The 19,750-nt window shown below is 49.4% G+C and carries 14 protein-coding genes and 1 pseudogene; 4 read left to right on the top strand and 11 right to left on the bottom strand.

Features of this window, described 5'->3' with window-relative positions; all coding sequences use genetic code 11:
* Positions 1-231: pseudogene (locus tag WG89_RS31205) on the top strand (hypothetical protein); the annotation flags it as partial.
* A 145-nt stretch (positions 232-376) separates the two neighbouring features.
* Here WG89_RS31205 and folP read toward each other — a convergent pair.
* From folP to rlmE, 3 genes are all read right to left on the bottom strand, one after another.
* Positions 377-1,219 carry a dihydropteroate synthase gene (gene folP / locus WG89_RS14955; RefSeq protein WP_062267518.1) on the bottom strand — a complete coding sequence of 281 codons (843 nt, stop codon included), beginning with the start codon at positions 1,217-1,219 and terminating at the stop codon, positions 377-379.
* A gap of 193 nt (positions 1,220-1,412) precedes the next feature.
* Positions 1,413-3,386, bottom strand: coding sequence for an ATP-dependent zinc metalloprotease FtsH (gene ftsH, locus WG89_RS14950; RefSeq protein WP_079253855.1), 1,974 nt, complete (start codon positions 3,384-3,386; stop codon positions 1,413-1,415).
* Between the two features lie 311 nt (positions 3,387-3,697).
* Positions 3,698-4,318 (bottom strand): 23S rRNA (uridine(2552)-2'-O)-methyltransferase RlmE, encoded by a 621-nt coding sequence (gene rlmE / locus WG89_RS14945; RefSeq protein WP_062267514.1) that lies wholly within the window; start codon positions 4,316-4,318, stop codon positions 3,698-3,700.
* Between the two features lie 257 nt (positions 4,319-4,575).
* Between rlmE and yhbY the strand changes: the two genes are divergently transcribed.
* Complete coding sequence (gene yhbY / locus WG89_RS14940; protein ID WP_062267524.1) at positions 4,576-4,881, top strand: ribosome assembly RNA-binding protein YhbY; 306 nt, start codon at positions 4,576-4,578, stop codon at positions 4,879-4,881.
* A 43-nt stretch (positions 4,882-4,924) separates the two neighbouring features.
* On the opposite strand, the gene WG89_RS14935 is transcribed toward yhbY, so the two are convergent.
* Positions 4,925-5,620: a class I SAM-dependent methyltransferase gene (locus WG89_RS14935; protein ID WP_062267512.1), complete on the bottom strand. Its 696-nt coding sequence runs from the start codon at positions 5,618-5,620 to the stop codon at positions 4,925-4,927.
* A gap of 173 nt (positions 5,621-5,793) precedes the next feature.
* Between WG89_RS14935 and WG89_RS14930 the strand changes: the two genes are divergently transcribed.
* Both WG89_RS14930 and WG89_RS14925 read left to right on the top strand, forming a co-directional pair.
* Positions 5,794-6,297: a hypothetical protein gene (locus tag WG89_RS14930; protein WP_062267510.1), complete on the top strand. Its 504-nt coding sequence runs from the start codon at positions 5,794-5,796 to the stop codon at positions 6,295-6,297.
* Between the two features lie 101 nt (positions 6,298-6,398).
* Complete coding sequence (locus tag WG89_RS14925) at positions 6,399-7,502, top strand: hypothetical protein (protein WP_062267508.1); 1,104 nt, start codon at positions 6,399-6,401, stop codon at positions 7,500-7,502.
* Between the two features lie 45 nt (positions 7,503-7,547).
* Here WG89_RS14925 and greA read toward each other — a convergent pair whose 3' ends face one another.
* The 7 genes from greA to dnaK form a co-directional block, all read right to left on the bottom strand.
* On the bottom strand, positions 7,548-8,024 hold the full coding sequence (gene greA / locus WG89_RS14920) for a transcription elongation factor GreA (protein ID WP_062267506.1): 477 nt from the start codon (positions 8,022-8,024) through the stop codon (positions 7,548-7,550).
* Entirely contained in the window at positions 8,021-11,242 is a 3,222-nt protein-coding gene (gene carB / locus WG89_RS14915) for a carbamoyl-phosphate synthase large subunit (RefSeq protein WP_062267504.1), read from the bottom strand. The genes greA and carB overlap by 4 nt, the downstream gene beginning before the upstream one ends.
* A gap of 77 nt (positions 11,243-11,319) precedes the next feature.
* Positions 11,320-12,471: a glutamine-hydrolyzing carbamoyl-phosphate synthase small subunit gene (gene carA, locus WG89_RS14910; RefSeq protein ID WP_062267522.1), complete on the bottom strand. Its 1,152-nt coding sequence runs from the start codon at positions 12,469-12,471 to the stop codon at positions 11,320-11,322.
* 366 nt (positions 12,472-12,837) lie between these two features.
* Entirely contained in the window at positions 12,838-14,883 is a 2,046-nt protein-coding gene (locus tag WG89_RS14905; RefSeq protein ID WP_153301612.1) for a hypothetical protein, read from the bottom strand.
* 86 nt (positions 14,884-14,969) lie between these two features.
* Positions 14,970-16,064, bottom strand: coding sequence for a calcium:cation antiporter (locus WG89_RS14900; protein WP_062267500.1), 1,095 nt, complete (start codon positions 16,062-16,064; stop codon positions 14,970-14,972).
* 163 nt (positions 16,065-16,227) lie between these two features.
* On the bottom strand, positions 16,228-17,379 hold the full coding sequence (gene dnaJ, locus WG89_RS14895; protein WP_062267498.1) for a molecular chaperone DnaJ: 1,152 nt from the start codon (positions 17,377-17,379) through the stop codon (positions 16,228-16,230).
* 280 nt (positions 17,380-17,659) lie between these two features.
* A complete protein-coding gene (gene dnaK, locus WG89_RS14890) occupies positions 17,660-19,579 on the bottom strand; it encodes a molecular chaperone DnaK (protein WP_062267496.1) in 1,920 nt (639 codons plus the stop codon).
* Between the last annotated feature and the right edge of the window lie 171 nt (positions 19,580-19,750).

Below are 19,750 nucleotides of genomic sequence, written 5' to 3'. Positions count from 1 at the left end.
GGTTTAAGCGAAGGGCGCCGTTTGCTTTACAATGTGGCCATGGCAGCCAGTCGTGGGGCATTTAAAGCGATGTATGAGCACTATGCATCAAGAATGACTTGTACCCAGGCTTTGGTAGCCGTGATGCGCAAGCTGATACGTATAGCATTCAGCGTATGGCGTAGCCAAAAGACATTCGATATGGCTCAATATCATTCCCCCATTATGCAAAAAGCTATGCTGTCTGATTAAAGACCCAAGCCTCTTGCAGTGGAGAGTTTCTCACCGATGAGGCTCTAATTTCTTATGTAATTACTAAAAGCAGGTTGACAAGAAACATAGAGCCTCAGGGTGAACGGCAACTGAGTGAATCGAGAAATTATTTCGAGATAAATCCTTAAGCAGCTTTAACTGCATCCACCATACGAACAGCATCAACCGTTTCAGCAACATCATGCACTCTAATGATCTGAGCACCGGTTTGAGCCGCCATTACCGCAACCGCCAGGCTTGCGCTCAAACGCTCTTGCGCAGGTTTATCGAGCACCGCGCCAATAAATGACTTTCTGGACATACCCGCCAACACAGGAAAGCCCTGCCGGAGGACGCGATCCAAACCTTTGAGCAGCTGCAAATCATAAGCAGGAGTTTTACCAAACATGCCACCACCAAAACCAGGATCTAGCACTAAACGATCTTTGGAAATGCCAGCTTCTTCACAGGCTTTAACCCGCCCCAAAAGATACTCACCGACTTCGCCCGCCACATCATCATAATGAGGCACAAAACCTGGCTCCGGTTGATCAACCAGAGAATGCATAAGAACTATAGGCAGATCGGTTGCTGCGGCAGCTTCGAGCGCCCCTGGACGCATTAGAGCACGAACATCATTAATCATACCCGCCCCCGCCTGACTGCCTTCTTTGATAATCAGAGCCGAACTGGTGTCCAGAGAAACAACCTGATCGAAGTTTTTGTTCAGCGCCTCAACAACCGGAATGACTCTTTCAAGCTCCTGCTCGCAAGTAACAGCACCATTTGCTCCCGGACGCGTGGACTCTCCACCTACATCCAGAATATCTGCGCCATCACGAACCATCTGATCAGCCACCTTCAGAACCTGATCAAGATTCTGATAACGACTACCCTCGTAGAAAGAGTCCGGGGTAATGTTAAGAATCCCCATGACAAGTGTTCGATCAAAAGTCAGTGTTTTCCCGGCACAATTCAACTTCTTCATTATCGCGTGCTCCTGAATATTCCTGAAAAGCGACTGAGAGAAAGATAGATTCTCTTCCAGAAAGCAAAAAAATATTTTCTGCACCCCCCAAGACCCAGACATCCATTCGACCATGAGCTTCAGGCAACATTTGCTTTCATACAAATAAAAAAGGCAGGATTCTCATCCTGCCTTTTCTTGTGATCAGAAAGTATCAGTGTTCGCCTGCGGGCCCACCGATAGGTCCTTTCTTCTCATCATTGTCACCGTCGGTATCATTGGAAGAATCAGACTCTTCAGGAGCTTCTTCTGCCTTGACACCCGCATCGCCATCACCATTTGAAGAGGAACCGGAAGATTCCTTCGGCGGGCGAGGCGTCTTGCCTTCCATAATGTCATCAATCTGATCAGAATCTATGGTTTCATACTGCATCAGAGCATCAGCCATTACATCCAGCTTGCTGCGATTTTCTTCGAGCAGTCGCTCAGCGGTAGCGTAGCACTCATCGATAAAGCTACGAACTTCTTCATCAATCAACCTTGCTGTTTCGCCGGAAACGTTCATCTTTCCGCCGCCACTGCCGTAGTTCTTACCCAGGAAGACTTCACCATCTTCATCATCATACTGAAGAGGCCCAAGCTTCTCGGACAGACCCCACTTGGTCACCATATTTCTGGCGATCTGGGTAGCGCGTTGAATATCGTTGGAGGCACCGGTGGTAACACCCGCCTTGCCCAGCGTCATTTCTTCAGCGATACGGCCACCGAACAGTGAGCAGATCTGACTCATCAGCGCTTCTTTGCTCTGACTGTAACGATCTTCCTCTGGCAGGAACATGGTGACACCCAGTGCACGACCACGAGGAATAATGCTGACCTTGTATACTGGATCATGGTCAGGTACCAGACGACCAACGATCGCGTGACCCGCTTCATGATAAGCCGTATTGCGTTTCTCTTTCTCGCTCATCACCATGGACTTGCGCTCGGCACCCATCATGATTTTATCTTTAGCGAGATCAAATTCGTGCATACCCACCATGCGCTTGTTGGCACGGGCAGAGAACAAGGCAGCTTCGTTCACCAGGTTGGACAGATCCGCACCGGAGAAGCCTGGAGTACCACGGGCAATCACTGCTGGCTCTACGTCGTCAGCAATAGGCACTTTGCGCATGTGGACTTTCAGAATCTGTTCACGACCACGAATGTCTGGCAGACCTACTACCACCTGACGGTCAAAACGACCAGGACGCAGCAGCGCAGGGTCCAGCACGTCTGGACGGTTGGTAGCCGCAATTACGATAATACCGTCGTTTGCTTCAAAGCCATCCATTTCTACCAGCAGCTGGTTAAGGGTTTGCTCACGCTCATCGTGACCACCGCCCATGCCAGCACCACGGTGACGACCTACTGCATCAATCTCATCAATGAAGATGATGCAAGGCGCCTGCTTCTTGGCTTGTTCGAACATGTCACGAACACGGGAAGCACCCACACCCACAAACATTTCAACAAAGTCGGAACCGGAAATAGTGAAGAACGGTACCTTGGCCTCACCTGCAATAGCTTTGGCCAGCAGGGTTTTACCGGTACCCGGAGGACCTACCATCAGGACACCGCGAGGAATGCGGCCACCCAGACGCTGGAACTTGCCAGGATCTTTCAGGAAGTCCACCAGTTCCTGCACGTCTTCCTTGGCTTCTTCAACGCCAGCAACATCGGCAAAAGTGGTTTTAATCTGATCTTCCGACAGCAGCCTGGCCTTACTCTTGCCAAAGCTCATAGGGCCGCCACGGCCACCGCCGCCACCCTGCATCTGTCGCATAAAGAACATGAAGACAGCAAGAATCACCAGAATCGGGAAACTGGCAACCAGCAACTGTGTCCAGATGCTTTGCTTTTCAATCGGTTTGGATTCAATTTGGACATTGGCGCGTAACAGCTCGTCCATCAGCTGGTTGTCGGGCACTGCCGGTGGCAGGTTAGTCTCAAAACGCTCACTGCTGTTCATGAGCCCTTTAATCGTAAACCCATCGATCTCAACCTTGCTGACCTGACGGTTTTCTACTGCACTGACGAAGTCAGAATAACTGAGCTTCTGAGTAGAAGACTGCATGCCATCGAAGTTTTTAAATACGGTCAACAGCACAAGGGCAATGATGACCCATAAAATCAAGTTTTTTGCCATATCATTCAAAGGGCTACCCTCACTTGAGCGTACTGAAGCCTGTAGCGAACGGTGTTAAAGGGCATAATTACCGGCTCTGCTCTCTCTTATGGTTAATTCGCACCCTCTACCATACACGAATGGCAGAGAGGGTGACAGTCATCAGCTGGCTATTGGGCAGATAGAAAGAATCTATGATTCTGGCCGCTCTGCCGCAAAGGGTGCTGCGACACGGTTTTCCGGGTTTTCCAGTCTTTTGTCAGTTCTACGTCAAGATCTAACAGAGCCCTGAACGATCAAGACATTTCTACTTCCCGGTTAAAGAAATGCCTTCAGGATATAAAATTTCTGGCCAGGAGGAATACTTCTCTCGACCGGGCTCTGGACGATCCCGGTTTACGGGTAATCACTTTCTGGAATGAAGTCTTCATATCCTTGTGATACTCCTGATATCCCTCGCCCTGGAATGTCTTGGTCAGGAAAGAGCCGTTTTTCTTCAGCACCTGCCTGGCCAAATCCAGAGCCAGCTCAGCAAGATACATAGCTCTTGGCTGATCCACTGCCAGTGTACCACTCATATTGGGGGCCATATCGGAAATTACAAGGTCTACCTTGTCACTTCCGATCGTTTCGAGAATTTTTTCCAGTACAGTGTCCTCGGTAAAGTCACCCTGGACAAAGTCCACACCGGCAATGGGATCCATGGGCAGGATATCAGACGCCACCACCCGACCATGATCACCCACCAGTTCGATGGCTACCTGAGACCAGCCGCCAGGCGCTGCCCCCAGATCCACAACCCTCATACCCGGTTTGATCAATTTGTCCTTATCCTGGATCTCAATCAGCTTATAGCTGGCTCTGGAGCGGTAGCCATCTTCCTGGGAACGTTTTACGTATTCGTCTTCAAAGTGCTCCTGCAGCCAGCGGGCACTGCTTTTGGATCTGGCCATTCTATACCTTAAATGTGTTATTCATGGCTCTTAGACTTGTGAGCCATAGAGAATAAAGTAGAATAATGAACTTTTGATCAGCAGTTTCCAACCCGGTTTTTCCCTATCTCACAAAAACCGAGCAGCGAACCCTCATTTCAGGTACAAGTCGGAACAATAGTCCCTCATCCTGATATTCGCTCTGTCGAACTGCCGCCTGCTTGCCATGGCTGTATGCAACAGGCTCACTGAATAATCAGCCTCAGGATTCCAAAATCATGAGCATTAGTTCTGAAAAGAAAAGACATTACCGTTCCCTCGGCCACAAACTGAAGCCTGTTGTTATGGTTGCGGGTAACGGCCTGAGCGACGGTGTTATTGAAGAAACCCTGCGCGCCCTGCACGATCACGAATTAATCAAGGTGAAATTTGCCGTTGGCGATCGTGAAGTCAAGAAAGAAGCCATTGTCGAACTCTGCAACCAGACCCAGGCAGAACTGATTCAAACCATTGGCAATATCGCTCTCATTTATAAAGAGAACAAGGACGCCAAGCCCAACCTGTCCAACATCAAAAGTTTCTGATGTCATTGGGTGCCTGAAATTCAGGCACCCACCCCTTCCAATTCTATTCTGGCCTTTTCAACACATAGGTCGATGTAGGCGACAGATTCAACTCATCCTGCCACCGAAAACCTTCATGCTCATTCCCAAGAGGCAAGTGGTGTTTGAGCAATTTAAAACCCGCTCTGTTAAACATTTTTCTGTAGTCCGTATCGGTCCAGAAGTAATCTTCAAAAGACAGGTCAGTGTCCTTAACGAATAATTTCATTTTTCTGCCGCTAGTGGCTAGCTGCCCTTCCGGCAAATGGTAAAAAGTCGATCGATAGCCGGGCTGATGCAAAGCCTCAGAAGTCACTAGCACCAGAAGAATGCCACCGGGCTTCAGTATCCGATACGACTCATTCATTATTTTTTGAATCTCTTTCTTATCGGGAACATCCATAAGCACATAGCAGTTAAAAACCAGATCAAAACAACCGTCTTCGCACATCACCTCAGCCGATTTAATCAACCTGAAAGGCACAAGCGGACTATTCTCCCTGGCCAGCTCCAGCATGGCAGACTCTATATCCACACCTTCTACTTCATAGCCTAACCCCTGCAAAAAAGGGACACGAATACCTGATCCACAACCATAATCCAGGGCTCTGCCACCTGGAGGTGGATACTTCTGTAACAAGTCAGGGACATCTCGCAAATAGAGGTAACTGATATCGCCACTGGCGACTTCGTCATACATCTGGCCGTTATAAGAAGTCATAATTACCCATGGAAATCACTTCCAGTATTGCAGAGTATTTGTCCCCTGCCGTTTAAGAGCAGATTAGCAAAAGTTCAAGAGACTGCATGAGGACCAGCTTATAAATAATAAAAAGCTGACATACATTTATGTTCTAGAATTTTGGCAGTCTACCCGCCCATTCCGGAGCTGATATGAAGACTCTTTATTTGCTGCTTCTCTCTGCCTTTATCTCCCTTTCCGCCCATGCCGACTTCACCAACTACCTCACAATAAACATCAAGAACATAGATACGGAGACCATGACATTTCGTGAAAATGTGTCTGGCTACCACAGCAATATAGATGTGCCCGCCTGCCAGTGCCCGGGAAGCCACTGCTGCCTTTATGGTTTTTCAGTAGCCCCTGGAGAAACCATGAAAGCAGTGGCCAAATTTAATTATCAGCACAAGGAGCCTGTGGTTGAAGATAGCGGCGCAGAAGTCAGTTTTGGCGGCACAAAGCAACAAATGACGATTAATACATGGGGCTTCTTTGACCATGATTACGACCAGAAGATTTCTTATAACCATCAGCAAATCTGGTACAAAAGGCACGATATTAATCAAGTACCTGTGAATCAGATCATCCAGATGGAATGCAATCGAACCACGTGCAAGCTCACCGCCAGAACCAGAGCAGAAGAATCTCACCCCTAATCTTCTGCCAGAAGGGAGGGAGCCCTTCGCTAACCAGGGAACCTATTTTTCTGCAAGCTGTCTAAACACAAAAATCCCATGCACGACAGGAAGTTAGAAGAATGGCATCAGTACCTAAGGATGGAAAAACACAAAGTGGCTCTTTCTACATGGTTCCAGACTATGTAAGAGAAGCGCAAAACGGCCAAAACACCAGTGCCTTTGGCAAAAGTGCTGAGAAAACCAGTTACGCAGCCGTTCTCACCCCTGCACAAAAGAAAGATCAATGTTTACCTGACTCTCCCGAAAGAAAGGTAGAAAAGACCACTCCCGAAGTATCAGTACAGACCACAGAAGCGTCAAAGGACGTACCTGCATCTGCCTTTCTCACATACGATTCACCTTTCAGTATTGGCATTGCCTGGGGGTCCCAAAGCGTTTTAAACCTTCTGACTTCAAAGGAAGAACGACAACCTCCGCCACCCATTTCACGCCCTCATCAAATTGAGCCAACTACGACAGAGAGCTCTGCAAGCCCTCGTGAAACCGCTCCTGTGCAAAGCAAAGCCAGAACTCGTGAGGAGTACCCCTCCTTAAGAATCCATCAGGGAAGGTTGGAAGCATTCAGGTCAGACGAGCTTGATGAGGCCGGACATGAAAGCAACCTCAAAGCGATTGAAACACTTCTAAAAGATGCCTATAGACGCTATGAGAGCCAAAAGAATTCGGAGAGCTACAAGCAACAACTCTTGCAGCTTCACCTGGAAATTGGCCACACCATGCTCCGCAGAGGCAACCTGAATGAAGCCGCTTCTCACTTTATGGTTCTGGCTGGCTATACCAAGGCAACCGATAAGAATCGCTGGAGTGTTTCAGCACAACACTGCTTCCACCTATCTTCCTATTCAAAGGTGCAGGGAACCTCTGAGAAATCATGCGCAGCTTCAAAATACTTTAGTAGAGGAGCCGTGGGTTTAGCTATAGCCAACGCCAAGAACCTCGAGTCCGCATTCCTCAACCAACAATCCAGAAACGCCATCAAATATTCAGCCCGAACGAACAGCGCTCTCTCACTGATCGATGAACACCGTTTACGTTATGAAGATGCCGAAGATCAGCAGTTGCTCAGGGAAGCCAGAGTTATAGCGGAAAAGTACGCAGGTCAAAGCGTCAGGGAAAGGAGTAATCCGCCAACGGGTAGTAAAAGAAAGGGGACAGGAAGGTAATGCCTCTGCACAGGTCATTGCGACCCATGCAGAGAATCAAGTGGATTAGATGTGTTTCACCTCATCCACTTCGTATTCAACATTGCCGGAAGGCGTGTTCACAACAACCACATCACCTTCTTCCTTACCCACCAGGGCACGGGCAATGGGAGAGTTCACAGAGATCTTGTTGTGTTTGATGTCAGCTTCGTCATCACCCACGATCTTGTACTCTACCTCATCATCGGTATCCAGATTAACCAGAACGACGGTAGTGCCAAAGATCACCTTACCGGTCTTGTTAATTGAAGTGATATCAATCACCTGGGCATTGGAGAGTTTGCCCTCAATATCATTAATACGACCTTCAGCAAAACTCTGCTGTTCACGGGCAGCGTGATATTCAGCGTTTTCTTTCAAGTCCCCCAGCTCCCGGGCTTCAGCAATAGCCTGGGAAATACGTGGTCGATCAACGGTTTTCAGTTGAGTCAACTCTTCACGGAGGGCTTTTTCGCCCTCTACTGTCATCGGAAATCGATTCATCCAGTCTTACCTTCGTGTAAATCCTGAAGTCTTCTGACTGTTTTCTCCGAGCCAAAAGCAATGGCACGGGCAATAGCTTCTGCACCCGCCATAGTGGTGGTGTAGAGAACCTTTTTGGTCAGGGAAGATCGGCGGATTGTATAGGAGTCCGCTATGGCCTGGCGACCTTCGGTTGTGTTGACCACAAAGGCTATATCACCATTGACGATGCTGTCCACCATATTTGGTCGACCTTCCATCACCTTTTTGACCCGTGTCACTGGCAGACCAGCATCTTCAATAACCTGAGCAGTACCACCGGTAGCCATCAGCTCGAAACCGGTATCCATCAGCAGACGGGCAATACCCGGCACCATTGGCTTATCCTGGTCACGAACACTGATGATGACACGGCCACCTTCAGGCAATGCCATGTTTTCTGCCAGCTGAGCCTTGTAATAAGCTTCAGGGAAGGAAGCACCTACCCCCATCACTTCACCGGTAGATTTCATCTCAGGGCCGAGAATCGGATCCACACCCGGGAATTTATTAAATGGGAAGATAGCCTCTTTCACACAGTAGTAAGGAGGTACGATTTCTTTGGTGAACTCCAACTCTTCCAGAGTCTTGCCCATCATCACACGTGCAGCAATCTTGGCCAGGGAGTGACCAATACACTTGGAGACGAAAGGCACGGTACGGGAAGCACGAGGGTTCACCTCGATCACATAAAGTTCGCCGTCCTGCAGCGCCATCTGAACGTTCATCAGACCGACAACACCCAGCTCCATGGCCATGGCTTTCACCTGCTCACGGATCTGATCCTGAATACGCGGGCTCAGACTGTAAGGAGGCAGTGAACAGCCAGAGTCACCGGAGTGAATACCGGCCTGTTCAATGTGCTGCATGATGGCGCCAATCACTACACGCTCACCGTCGCAAACCGCATCAACATCCACTTCAACCGCACGGTTCAGGAACAGGTCCAGCAGAACCGGGCTGTCGTTGGAAACCTGTACGGCTTCCTTCATGTATTTCTGCAGCTCTTCTTCACCGGCAACGATTTCCATTGCACGGCCACCCAACACATAGGAAGGACGAACCACCAGCGGGTAACCAATCTCGGTTGCCTTGGCTACAGCTTCTTCAGCACTGCGAACAGTGGCGTTAGCGGGCTGAAGCAGACCCAACTTCTGAATCATTCCCTGGAAGCGCTCACGGTCTTCAGCCTGGTCAATAGCGTCTGGGCTGGTACCAATGATAGGAACGCCTTCGGCTTCCAGTTCACGAGCCAGCTTCAGAGGTGTCTGACCACCGTAGTGTACGATAACGCCTTTCGGCTTCTCGACATCAATAATCGCCAGAACATCTTCCAGAGTAACCGGCTCAAAATACAGTCGGTCAGAAGTGTCATAATCGGTAGAAACCGTTTCCGGGTTACAGTTCACCATAATGGTTTCGTAACCGTCTTCACGGGCAGCCATGGCCGCATGCACACAACAGTAATCGAATTCGATACCCTGGCCGATACGGTTTGGACCACCACCGATCACCATAATCTTTTCGTTATCAGAAGGTGCTGACTCACACTCTTCCTCATAAGTGGAATACATGTAAGCTGTCGTGGAAGAAAATTCTGCCGCACAGGTGTCTACGCGTTTGAATACCGGCTTGATACCCAGACCACGACGATGGTTGCGAACTTCCGTTTCGGAAACTTCAAGAACCTCTGCCAGACGAGCATCACTGAAGCCTTTGCGCTTGAGGCGGAACAGAGTTCCGGCATCCAGAGCTGCCAAACCTTTACCTGCCAGCTTCTGCTCTTCAAGAACGATGTCTTCAATCTGAACCAGGAACCAGTGATCAATCATGCAGCTGTCAAACACCTGCTCACGAGTCATGCCTGCACGGAAAGCGTCTGCCACGTAGTAAGGGCGATCAGCTTTGGGAACAACCAGCTGAGCCTTGATCTTGTCGATAGCGCCTTCAGCAGCAGGATCCAGCATTGGGTTGAAACCAGTCGCACCGGTTTCCAGACCACGTAGCGCTTTCTGCATGGATTCCTGGAATGTACGACCAATGGCCATGACCTCACCCACAGATTTCATCTGCGTGGTCAAACGGTCATCAGCCTGTGGGAATTTTTCGAAGGCAAAACGTGGAATCTTGGTCACTACGTAGTCAATGGTCGGCTCGAAAGAAGCCGGAACCACACCACCGGTAATTTCGTTGCGCAGCTCATCCAGGGTGTAACCCACCGCCAGCTTGGCCGCTACTTTGGCAATCGGAAAACCTGTGGCCTTGGAGGCCAAAGCAGAAGAACGGGATACACGAGGGTTCATTTCGATCACGACCATACGGCCTGTGTCCGGGCAGATACCAAACTGCACATTGGAACCACCGGTTTCTACACCAATCTCACGCAGTACGGCAACAGAAGCGTTACGCATGATCTGATACTCTTTATCAGTCAGCGTTTGCGAAGGCGCTACGGTAATGGAGTCACCGGTGTGAACACCCATTGGGTCGAAATTTTCAATGGAGCAGACAATGATGCAGTTGTCCTTGCGGTCACGCACCACTTCCATCTCATATTCTTTCCAGCCGATCAGGGATTCGTCGATCAACAGTTCGTTGGTAGGCGACAGATCCAGACCTCGCTTGCAGATCTCTTCAAACTCATCCTTGTTATAAGCGATACCACCACCGGAACCACCCATAGTGAAGGAAGGACGAATGATGCACGGGAAACCCACTTGATCCAGAACCGCCTGAGCTTCTTCCATGCTGTGAGCAATACCGGAAGAAGGCGTTTCAAGACCAATATTCTTCATGGCCGTGTCGAACATTTCACGGTCTTCAGCCTTGTCGATCGCTTCGCGGCTGGCACCGATCATCTGCACGTCGTACTTTTCCAGCACGCCTTTATGGTGCAGATCCAGAGCACAGTTCAACGCTGTCTGACCACCCATGGTCGGCAGTACGGCGTCAGGGCGCTCTTTCTCAATAATCTTTTCTACGGTTTCCCAACGAATGGGCTCAATGTAGGTGGCATCCGCCATGGACGGGTCGGTCATAATGGTGGCCGGATTGGAATTCACCAGAATGACACGGTAGCCCTCTTCTTTCAGGGCTTTACAGGCCTGGGCTCCTGAATAATCAAATTCACAGGCCTGACCGATGATGATGGGACCCGCACCCAGGATCAGGATGCTTTCAATATCTGTACGTTTCGGCATGTTGCTCTCGTAACTTGTCTCAGGTTTCGAAGGCGTTAAATGCCTTCGAAACCTGTTGAGTCTGCACTGTGTATTCTTTATTCGGAAGCCGCTGTATGCTCTTCCAGCATGCTGATAAACCGGTCAAACAGCACCGCCACATCGTGTGGACCCGGGCTGGCTTCCGGGTGCCCCTGGAAACTGAAAGCGGGTCGATCTGTCAGCTCAATACCCTGAAGACTGCCATCAAACAGAGACTTGTGAGTAACCCGGATATGCCCCGGCAGACCTTCTTCAGAAACAGCAAAACCGTGGTTCTGACTGGTAATCATGACCACACCGGAGTCCAGATCCTGAACCGGATGGTTGGCGCCGTGGTGACCAAACTTCATTTTCATGGTGGTGGCACCACTGGCCAGACCCAGAAGCTGATGACCCAGACAGATACCGAAAACCGGAATACGGGTTTCCAGAATGTCCTGAATCGCCTTGATCGCATAAACGCAGGGCTCTGGATCGCCAGGGCCGTTAGACAGGAAAACACCGTCCGGGTTCATGGCCAGCACTTCTTCAGCAGGCGTTTCGGCAGGCACAACCGTTAGACGACATCCACGCTGAGCCAACATTCTGAGAATGTTGCGCTTCACACCAAAGTCATAAGCCACAATATGGAAAGGTTGCTCTTCGACAGACTGATGCTCATCAGTCTCAAGCGCCCAGACACCTTCTTTCCACTCGTAAGATTCCTTAACGGTGACTTCTTTTGCCAGATCCATTCCTTTCAGACCCGGGAAAGCACGTGCTTTTTCCAGAGCTGCCGCTTCATCAATCTGACCGTTTTCATCGGCTACCATGATGCAGCCATTCTGAGCCCCTTTCTCTCGCAGGATTCGAGTCAGACGACGGGTATCAATATCAGCAATGGCAACGATGTTGTTTGTACGAAGGTACTCATCGAGTGGCATTTTGTTACGCCAGTTGCTGGCAAGGAGAGGGAGATCACGGATAACAAGGCCGGCAGAATGAATTTCAGTAGACTCTTCGTCTATAGGAGTAATGCCGGTATTACCAATATGGGGATAGGTGAGAGTAACGATTTGACGGGAATAAGAAGGGTCGGTGAGTATTTCCTGATAGCCTGTCATGGCTGTATTGAAAACGACCTCACCACTGGTTTCTCCGTCGGATCCAATGGCAATGCCCCGAAAAAGACTTCCGTCTTCCAGAGCCAGTACGGCTGACTTAGTCAATGATTCCTCCCACACTTCGACCTGTTCCCGACCCGGTTTACAAGGGATAACCTGGTCAGGCGATTCTCACGCCAGTTTGCGAGACAATCAGCACTTATGTACACCTTTTTTCCTTCGGACGCGCTCAAAAAAAGCGAGAGGTAAAATGAATCACCATCTCGCTTTTTATCCGACTTTTATCAGGAACGCTAGGGGCACGCCGACTGCCTCAACAAATCTAATGCAAATTTTTCGCATTTAAACACAATATTTTTGAACGAACAAGATATTTCTAGCAGGAAATACTTAAAACCTTCACTCCAGAATCGGGCAAGACCCGATATCACAAGCATCACACCTATCCCACTTAAGAAAGTACTGAGCCTATTACTTCTTTGGTTCCGACTTTTTAATCCATTTTTTTGTGGCATCGCCAACTCTTTTTGTCAGAACAGCAAGCAAATGTGCCTGAAGATGATCAACAAAGGGAGCCCTCCAGTCCGCTCCCGTCTGTACGACCTGCTGCTGGAAATGAGTCATCAAACCAACCAGCTCCTGAACACTAATCTGCCCCCCATCATCATTCGAAGCAGACGAAGCAGATGGTGAGGTTTGAGTCTGGGTAGCATGATCAACCATCAGACCGGCATTTCTGGATGGAGGAACTTTCACCTCGTGTAGAGATTCCACTTTTTCACCACCACAGTTATCACACACTGTAACCGCTACAAAACTGGGAACACTGGATCGGGTGAGACCATAAATACGATAACCTCCAAAATCCCGCCCCGCTCCCTCAGGCCCTGTCTCAAGCTCATACCGCTTGCGCTTTTTAACGCCACCCTCCTGATCCGCTTTTCTTTTTCTCTTCTGCTTTTCTCCAGCTGATACCTCAATCACAGGAGAACTTGTTGCCTCTGGCTCCTCATGATCTTCAAAACCCTCTTCTTCCAAACCAGGCCCATCAACAACCTCAATGGACAGCACCTTTTCCCAGTCGGGTTTAACCATCTTTGCAGACAGAACCTCTTCGACCCAAAGTGCCAATAACTTATTGACCAACACATCCGTGACTTGATTCTTTTCCAAATCAGCAAAGACTGCTTCATCGGACGGTTTGATGGCTGCCAGCTCCTTCCATCTTATTATGACACTGGCATCCAACCCAGAGATCAGTCTGAGTGACTTCTGTGGCAACTGATAAAGCTTCATAATGAAACCATCCCAATCCCCCGTCTCAAAAATACGCCAGGCAACCTTACTCCAAAGCCATTTTTTTCTGAGACCCTCAGCCTCTTTCTGCTTCTTTTTCTTAGCCTCCCTGTACTTCTTTTCCAGTTCCTCCTGTTCACTAACGCCAACTCTCTCAACCTGATCCAGATGCACAATAAAGGCCGGAATACCAAATCTCCCCCCTTCTTCCGCCACCCTGTCTTTCTTCTTACGGGTAGCCCTGACCACCTGCTTCATAGACTCCTTTGAGGCTTTCAACTTATCAGAAGCCACTCGAGTCCTTTTATCATCCACCTCAAGCACAACACTGTGTTGACCATCACTTCCCTCTGAAGAATGACTTTGCTCTTCTACTTTTGGCTTTTTTTTCAGACCACCTGCCTGCCCCTGCTTCCTTTTTGGGGGGACCTGTCGAGGTTTTACTGAAGCATAAGCCGGATCAACGGGCTTACCGCCCACCCTCTTCCATCGCTGATAGTTCTCGAACGCCCTTTCAAAACTTTCTGCTGCCAGAGCAAAGTCCAGCCTCACCTTTACCAGCTGACCACCTAATCGCCTGAACACCCAGAGCACGCCTTCAGCGTCCCGGTACACCCAATAAGTACCCGAGAGTGATGCATAAAGGCTGACCGAATAATCCTCATCCTGCCAAACATCATCCGAGTCCACCCTGAGGATTCTTGATTGTCGCCCGGATACAGGGTGAACAAGATACAAAGCCTCACCATCCGGTAAATGATCAGACGCCTCTACAGATTCATCCAGCTCAAACACTCTTACATCCTGATCATTAATCTCCACGAAGAATTCCCTGTTATTCAGTCGAAGAAATTCATCCGGGCGAATAATCTCACCCTCCGAATGAAATTCTTCGTCGTGACCCCACTCTTCTTCAGCTACTCCACTTCTCCTGACACATTTGCTTTGGCAAAGCCTATCCGAGGAATTACACAGTTCCTGCCCACAAGTTAACCCTTGTTTTTCAACGACTACAGAACCATGAGTTGAGTACTGGAGTATCAAATCATTTGGACTCAGGCTTGAAGAGAAGAGAGTAGGAATACCGCGATCCTGGGGGAAGGTTTTTGGAGCACCTCCCCACATTAATCCTTCCTGCAATAGACCTGCATTGACTGAAGAAGAGAGAAATCCGGTAAAGAAGAGAATTGAGCCCAACGCAAATAAGATGCGAACCGCCATAAATATCTCATTAGATTTATTAATTTATGACCTAAAAAAGTAGTTCACAAATGAATCACTCAAGAAAAAGTTTTCCTGTGAAAGGTTCAATCAAAAATGAGGATGATAAAACAGAAGAAAAGTGTCAGATGGGTCACACCCTGAAACAGGTTACTCTTACCGGATGAAAAGTTGACCATGGAAACAAGAAGCGTCAGCACCAGCAAGAGCGCTTCCACATTATTCAGACCCAAGACGATCGTTTTTGATATCAGTATTCCAATGAGCAAAACAGCCGGTATTGTCATCCCGATCGTGGCCAACGCAGAACCCAGACAAATATTGATGGATCGCTGAAGATTGTTCACTCTGGCCGCTTTGATAGCCGCCATACCTTCAGGAGAGAGCACCAGAATAGCTACAATCAACCCGCCAAGATCCGCTGGAGCCCCCAGCTCTGAAATCCCATAATCCACAATCACCGCCAGCTTTTTAGACAGCAGAACGATCGGAATCATGTAAAAAACCAGAAGAAGCACATGAGCCGGAACAGAGAACACCTTCTCAGTACCATGATCAGCATCATCATGTTCACAGACAAAATAGCTTCTATGCCGCATGGTCTGCATTCCCAGAAATGCCAGATAAAGGACCACATTCATCACGACCAGGAAAACTATTTGTTCGAGGGAGAAAGTGCCTGCCCGGGTTGATTCTGTAAAGTTGGGAAGGATCAAGCCCAGCACTGAAAGAGGAATCAGAATCCCCAGAAAAGAGTTAGCTCCCTGCAAATTAAAAGTCTGCTCAACGTGTCGTATACCACCCAGCAGCAACGACAAACCAACCAGACCGTTCAGCACAATCATAAGTACAGAGAACATAACATCACGACCCAGTGTCGGGTTATGACTCCCGGTCAACATCACCGCCGATATCATTATGACTTCAATACTGATCACTGAGAGCGTCAGAATCAGTGTGCCATAAGGCTCACCGAGCTGAACAGCCAATCCATCGGCATGGCGCACCACACCAAAGGACGACCACAACATCACTACAAACAGCAGAAAGAAGAGTCCGGCACTGACGGCGGCTGAAGAGCCCGTCGTCAAATAGCGGCTGCAGAGAGAATAGAAAAAGACCGAGGCAGCAATACCTGCATACAGGCCGGGCTCAGAAGTTAAAACCGATGGTAATTTCATTATTTCTTAAAGCAGGAAACAGCCAGAAAACTTCCACCCGCTGGAAAGCATCCAAGAGCAGAAAAGCCACTTTAAGATAGTTAAGGTTCTAACAGGGAGCCAAGGAATTAGAAAATTACCTGCAGCATAAGAAAGGACTGCAGGCAATTTAAAGAGAGGAAGATCAGGAGGCCATATCGTCGAAGAACTTTTTCACACCTTCAAAAAACGATGTCTTCTTGGGTGACTGACGATCTTCACCTTCTGCAGCGAAGGTATCCTTCAACTCGCTCATAAGCTCTCTCTGACGCTCAGTCAGATGGACCGGCGTTTCAACCACTACACGACACATCAGGTCGCCACGACCGCCACCACGAACAGGCGTTACACCTTTATCTCGCAGACGGAACAGTTTGCCGGTTTGAGTTTCCTTTGGAATCTTCAGTTTCACGCGGCCATCCAGCGTTGGCACCTCCAGCTCACCACCCAGTGCAGCATCCACAAAAGTAATGGGCACTTCACAGTACAGGTGTTTGCCATCGCGCTGGAAGATAGGATGGTCTGCAACGCTGACCTGAACATACAGATCACCGGCTGGGCCACCATTAACGCCTGCTTCACCTTCGCCTGCCAATCGAATACGATCGCCTGTATCAACACCTGATGGAATTTTTACAGACAGGGTTTTGTATTCCTGCACGCGCCCTTCACCGTGACATTCACGACAAGGGTCTTTGATCATCTTGCCGGTACCATGACAATCCGGGCAGGTCTGCTGCACAGAGAAGAAACCCTGCTGCATGCGCACCTGACCCATACCGCCACACGTGGTACAGGTCACCGCAGAAGTGCCTTTCTTGGCACCAGAGCCGTCGCAGGAATTACAACCTAACAGAGAAGGAATCTTGATTTTTTTGGTAGTGCCTTTAACCGCCTCTTCAAGACTTAGCTCCAACTGATAGCGCAGATCGGCACCACGCTGAACAGAGCTGCGGGAGTGACCGTGACCACCGCCTCCGAAGATGTCACCAAACACATCACCAAAAATATCACCAAAGCCACCGGCACCGCCGCCAAAGCCGCCAGCTCCACCCATGCCACCCATATTCGGATCTACACCGGCATGGCCGTACTGATCGTAGGCAGCACGCTTCTGGTCGTCGGACAGGATTTCGAAAGCTTCGTTAACTTCCTTGAAATGCTCTTCCGCATCCTTGTCATCAGGGTTGCGGTCAGGATGATACTTCATAGCCATACGGCGATAGGCCTTCTTGATCTCCTTGTCAGAGGCCCCCTTTTCTACGCCCAGTACTTCGTAAAAATCACGTTTTGCCATCAGTAACACCCTGTGGTCAGGTTCCGTCAGATCACCTGACCGAAAAAATCCAAATCGCCTTCATACATCGGGATTCGCCCCGATTTATTGAATACAAATGCCCATAGCGGATGAAAAGCCACTTCCGTAATCCATTGACTCAAATGAAAACGAAAATCACTTTTCACAAAAGAAACTATTTGGAAGGCTCCACCGCCTTTCAGATAGCCCCTCAAACAAACAGCGCGGGAGCATAACTCCCGCGCCGCTTATTCAACTCATACCGCAGCGCGGAATGGGTTTATTTCTTGTCTTCTTTCACTTCTTCGAACTCAGCGTCTACAGCGTCGTCCGCAGCGGAAGAAGATTCAGCTTCCTGAGCACCTTCAGCGCCAGGCTGCTGGGCTTCAGCGTACATTTTCTGAACCAGACCGGAAGAAGCTTCGGACAGAGCCTTGGACTTCTCTTCGATCAGATCCTTGTCGTCACCCTTCAGCGCTTCTTCCAAAGCAGTCAGGGCTTCGTTGATCGCATTTTTCTCTTCTTCAGTCGCCTTGTCGCCGGCTTCTTCCAGAGTCTTGCGAGTAGCGTGTACCAGGCCATCGCCAGTGTTACGGGCAGCTGCCAGCTCTTCGAACTTCTTGTCTTCAGCCGCGTTGGCTTCAGCGTCCTGTACCATCTGATCGATTTCATCGTCAGACAGACCGGAAGAAGCTTTGATCACGATGGACTGTTCTTTGCCAGTAGCCTTGTCTTTAGCAGACACGTTCAGGATACCGTTGGCATCCAGGTCGAAGCTTACTTCGATCTGAGGCATACCACGTGGTGCAGGTGGAATGTCGGACAGATCAAAACGACCCAGGGATTTGTTAGCAGAAGCCTGCTTACGCTCACCCTGACAAACGTGAATAGTTACTGCACTCTGGTTGTCATCGGCGGTAGAGAACACCTGAGACTTCTTGGTCGGGATAGTGGTGTTCTTCTCGATCAGAGCGGTCATAACACCACCCATGGTCTCGATACCCAGAGTCAGGGGCGTTACGTCCAGCAGCAGAACGTCTTTAACGTCACCGGCCAGTACCGCACCCTGGATAGAAGCACCCATGGCTACAGCTTCGTCAGGGTTCACGTCTTTACGTGGTTCCTTACCGAAGAACTCAGCCACTTTTTCCTGAACCATTGGCATACGGGTCTGACCGCCTACCAGGATCACTTCGTCGATCTCGGACAGATCCAGATCGGAGTCCTTAACAGCCATACGGCAAGGCTCCAGAGAGCGCTGAACCAGATCTTCAACCAGAGATTCCAGCTTGGAACGGGTCACTTTAACGTTAAGGTGCTTAGGGCCGGTAGCATCTGCAGTGATGTAAGGCAGGTTCACATCAGTCTGCTGGGCAGAAGACAGCTCAATCTTGGCTTTTTCAGCAGCTTCTTTCAGACGCTGCATGGCCAGAGGATCACCTTTCAGATCGATGCCCTGGTCTTTCTTGAACTCATCGGCCAGGTAATCAATCATGCGCATGTCAAAGTCTTCACCACCCAGGAACGTATCACCGTTCGTGGCCAGTACTTCGAACTGGTGCTCACCGTCTACGTCAGCGATTTCGATGATGGAAATATCGAAAGTACCACCACCCAGGTCGTATACAGCAATAGTCTGATCGCCCTGACGCTTGTCCATACCGTAAGCCAATGCCGCAGCCGTTGGCTCGTTGATGATACGCTTAACGTCCAGACCGGCGATGCGGCCAGCGTCTTTGGTAGCCTGACGCTGAGCGTCGTTGAAGTAAGCTGGAACGGTCACAACCGCTTCAGTCACAGACTCGCCCAGGTAGTCCTCAGCGGTCTTCTTCATTTTCTTCAGGATTTCAGCAGAAATCTGAGGTGGTGCTTTCTTGTCACCCTTAACTTCAACCCAGGCGTCGCCATTGTCGGCTTCAACAATTTTGTATGGAACCATCTGGATGTCTTTCTGGACAACGTCGTCCTTGAAACGACGACCGATCAGACGCTTGATGGCGAAAAGGGTATTGTCAGGGTTGGTAACAGCCTGACGCTTGGCTGGCTGACCTACCAGAGTCTCTCCATCGTCAGTGAAAGCGATGATGGAAGGAGTAGTACGACCGCCTTCAGCGTTTTCCAGAACCTTGGCTTTTTCACCGTCCAGAAGGGATACACAGGAGTTAGTTGTACCCAGGTCAATACCGATTATTTTACCCATTGCTTAATCTCTCCGTTGCCCTGCATGCAGAGCGAAATTCTTTCAATTCTTTAGCTGAGAGCCGCTTTCCGGAAGCTGGGGGAGCGGCTTTTTTTGGCCTTTGAAATCAATATGGGATCAATCAATCTGATTTCAAGGCCGGCAAAATATTCTTTTTTCAAACATTTCGCC

Origin of the sequence: Endozoicomonas arenosclerae (assembly GCF_001562015.1) — a bacterium.
Taxonomy (GTDB): domain Bacteria; phylum Pseudomonadota; class Gammaproteobacteria; order Pseudomonadales; family Endozoicomonadaceae; genus Endozoicomonas_A; species Endozoicomonas_A arenosclerae.
The sequence above is the reverse complement of the archived record's forward strand: the minus strand, read 5'-3'. Positions and strand labels throughout refer to the sequence as shown.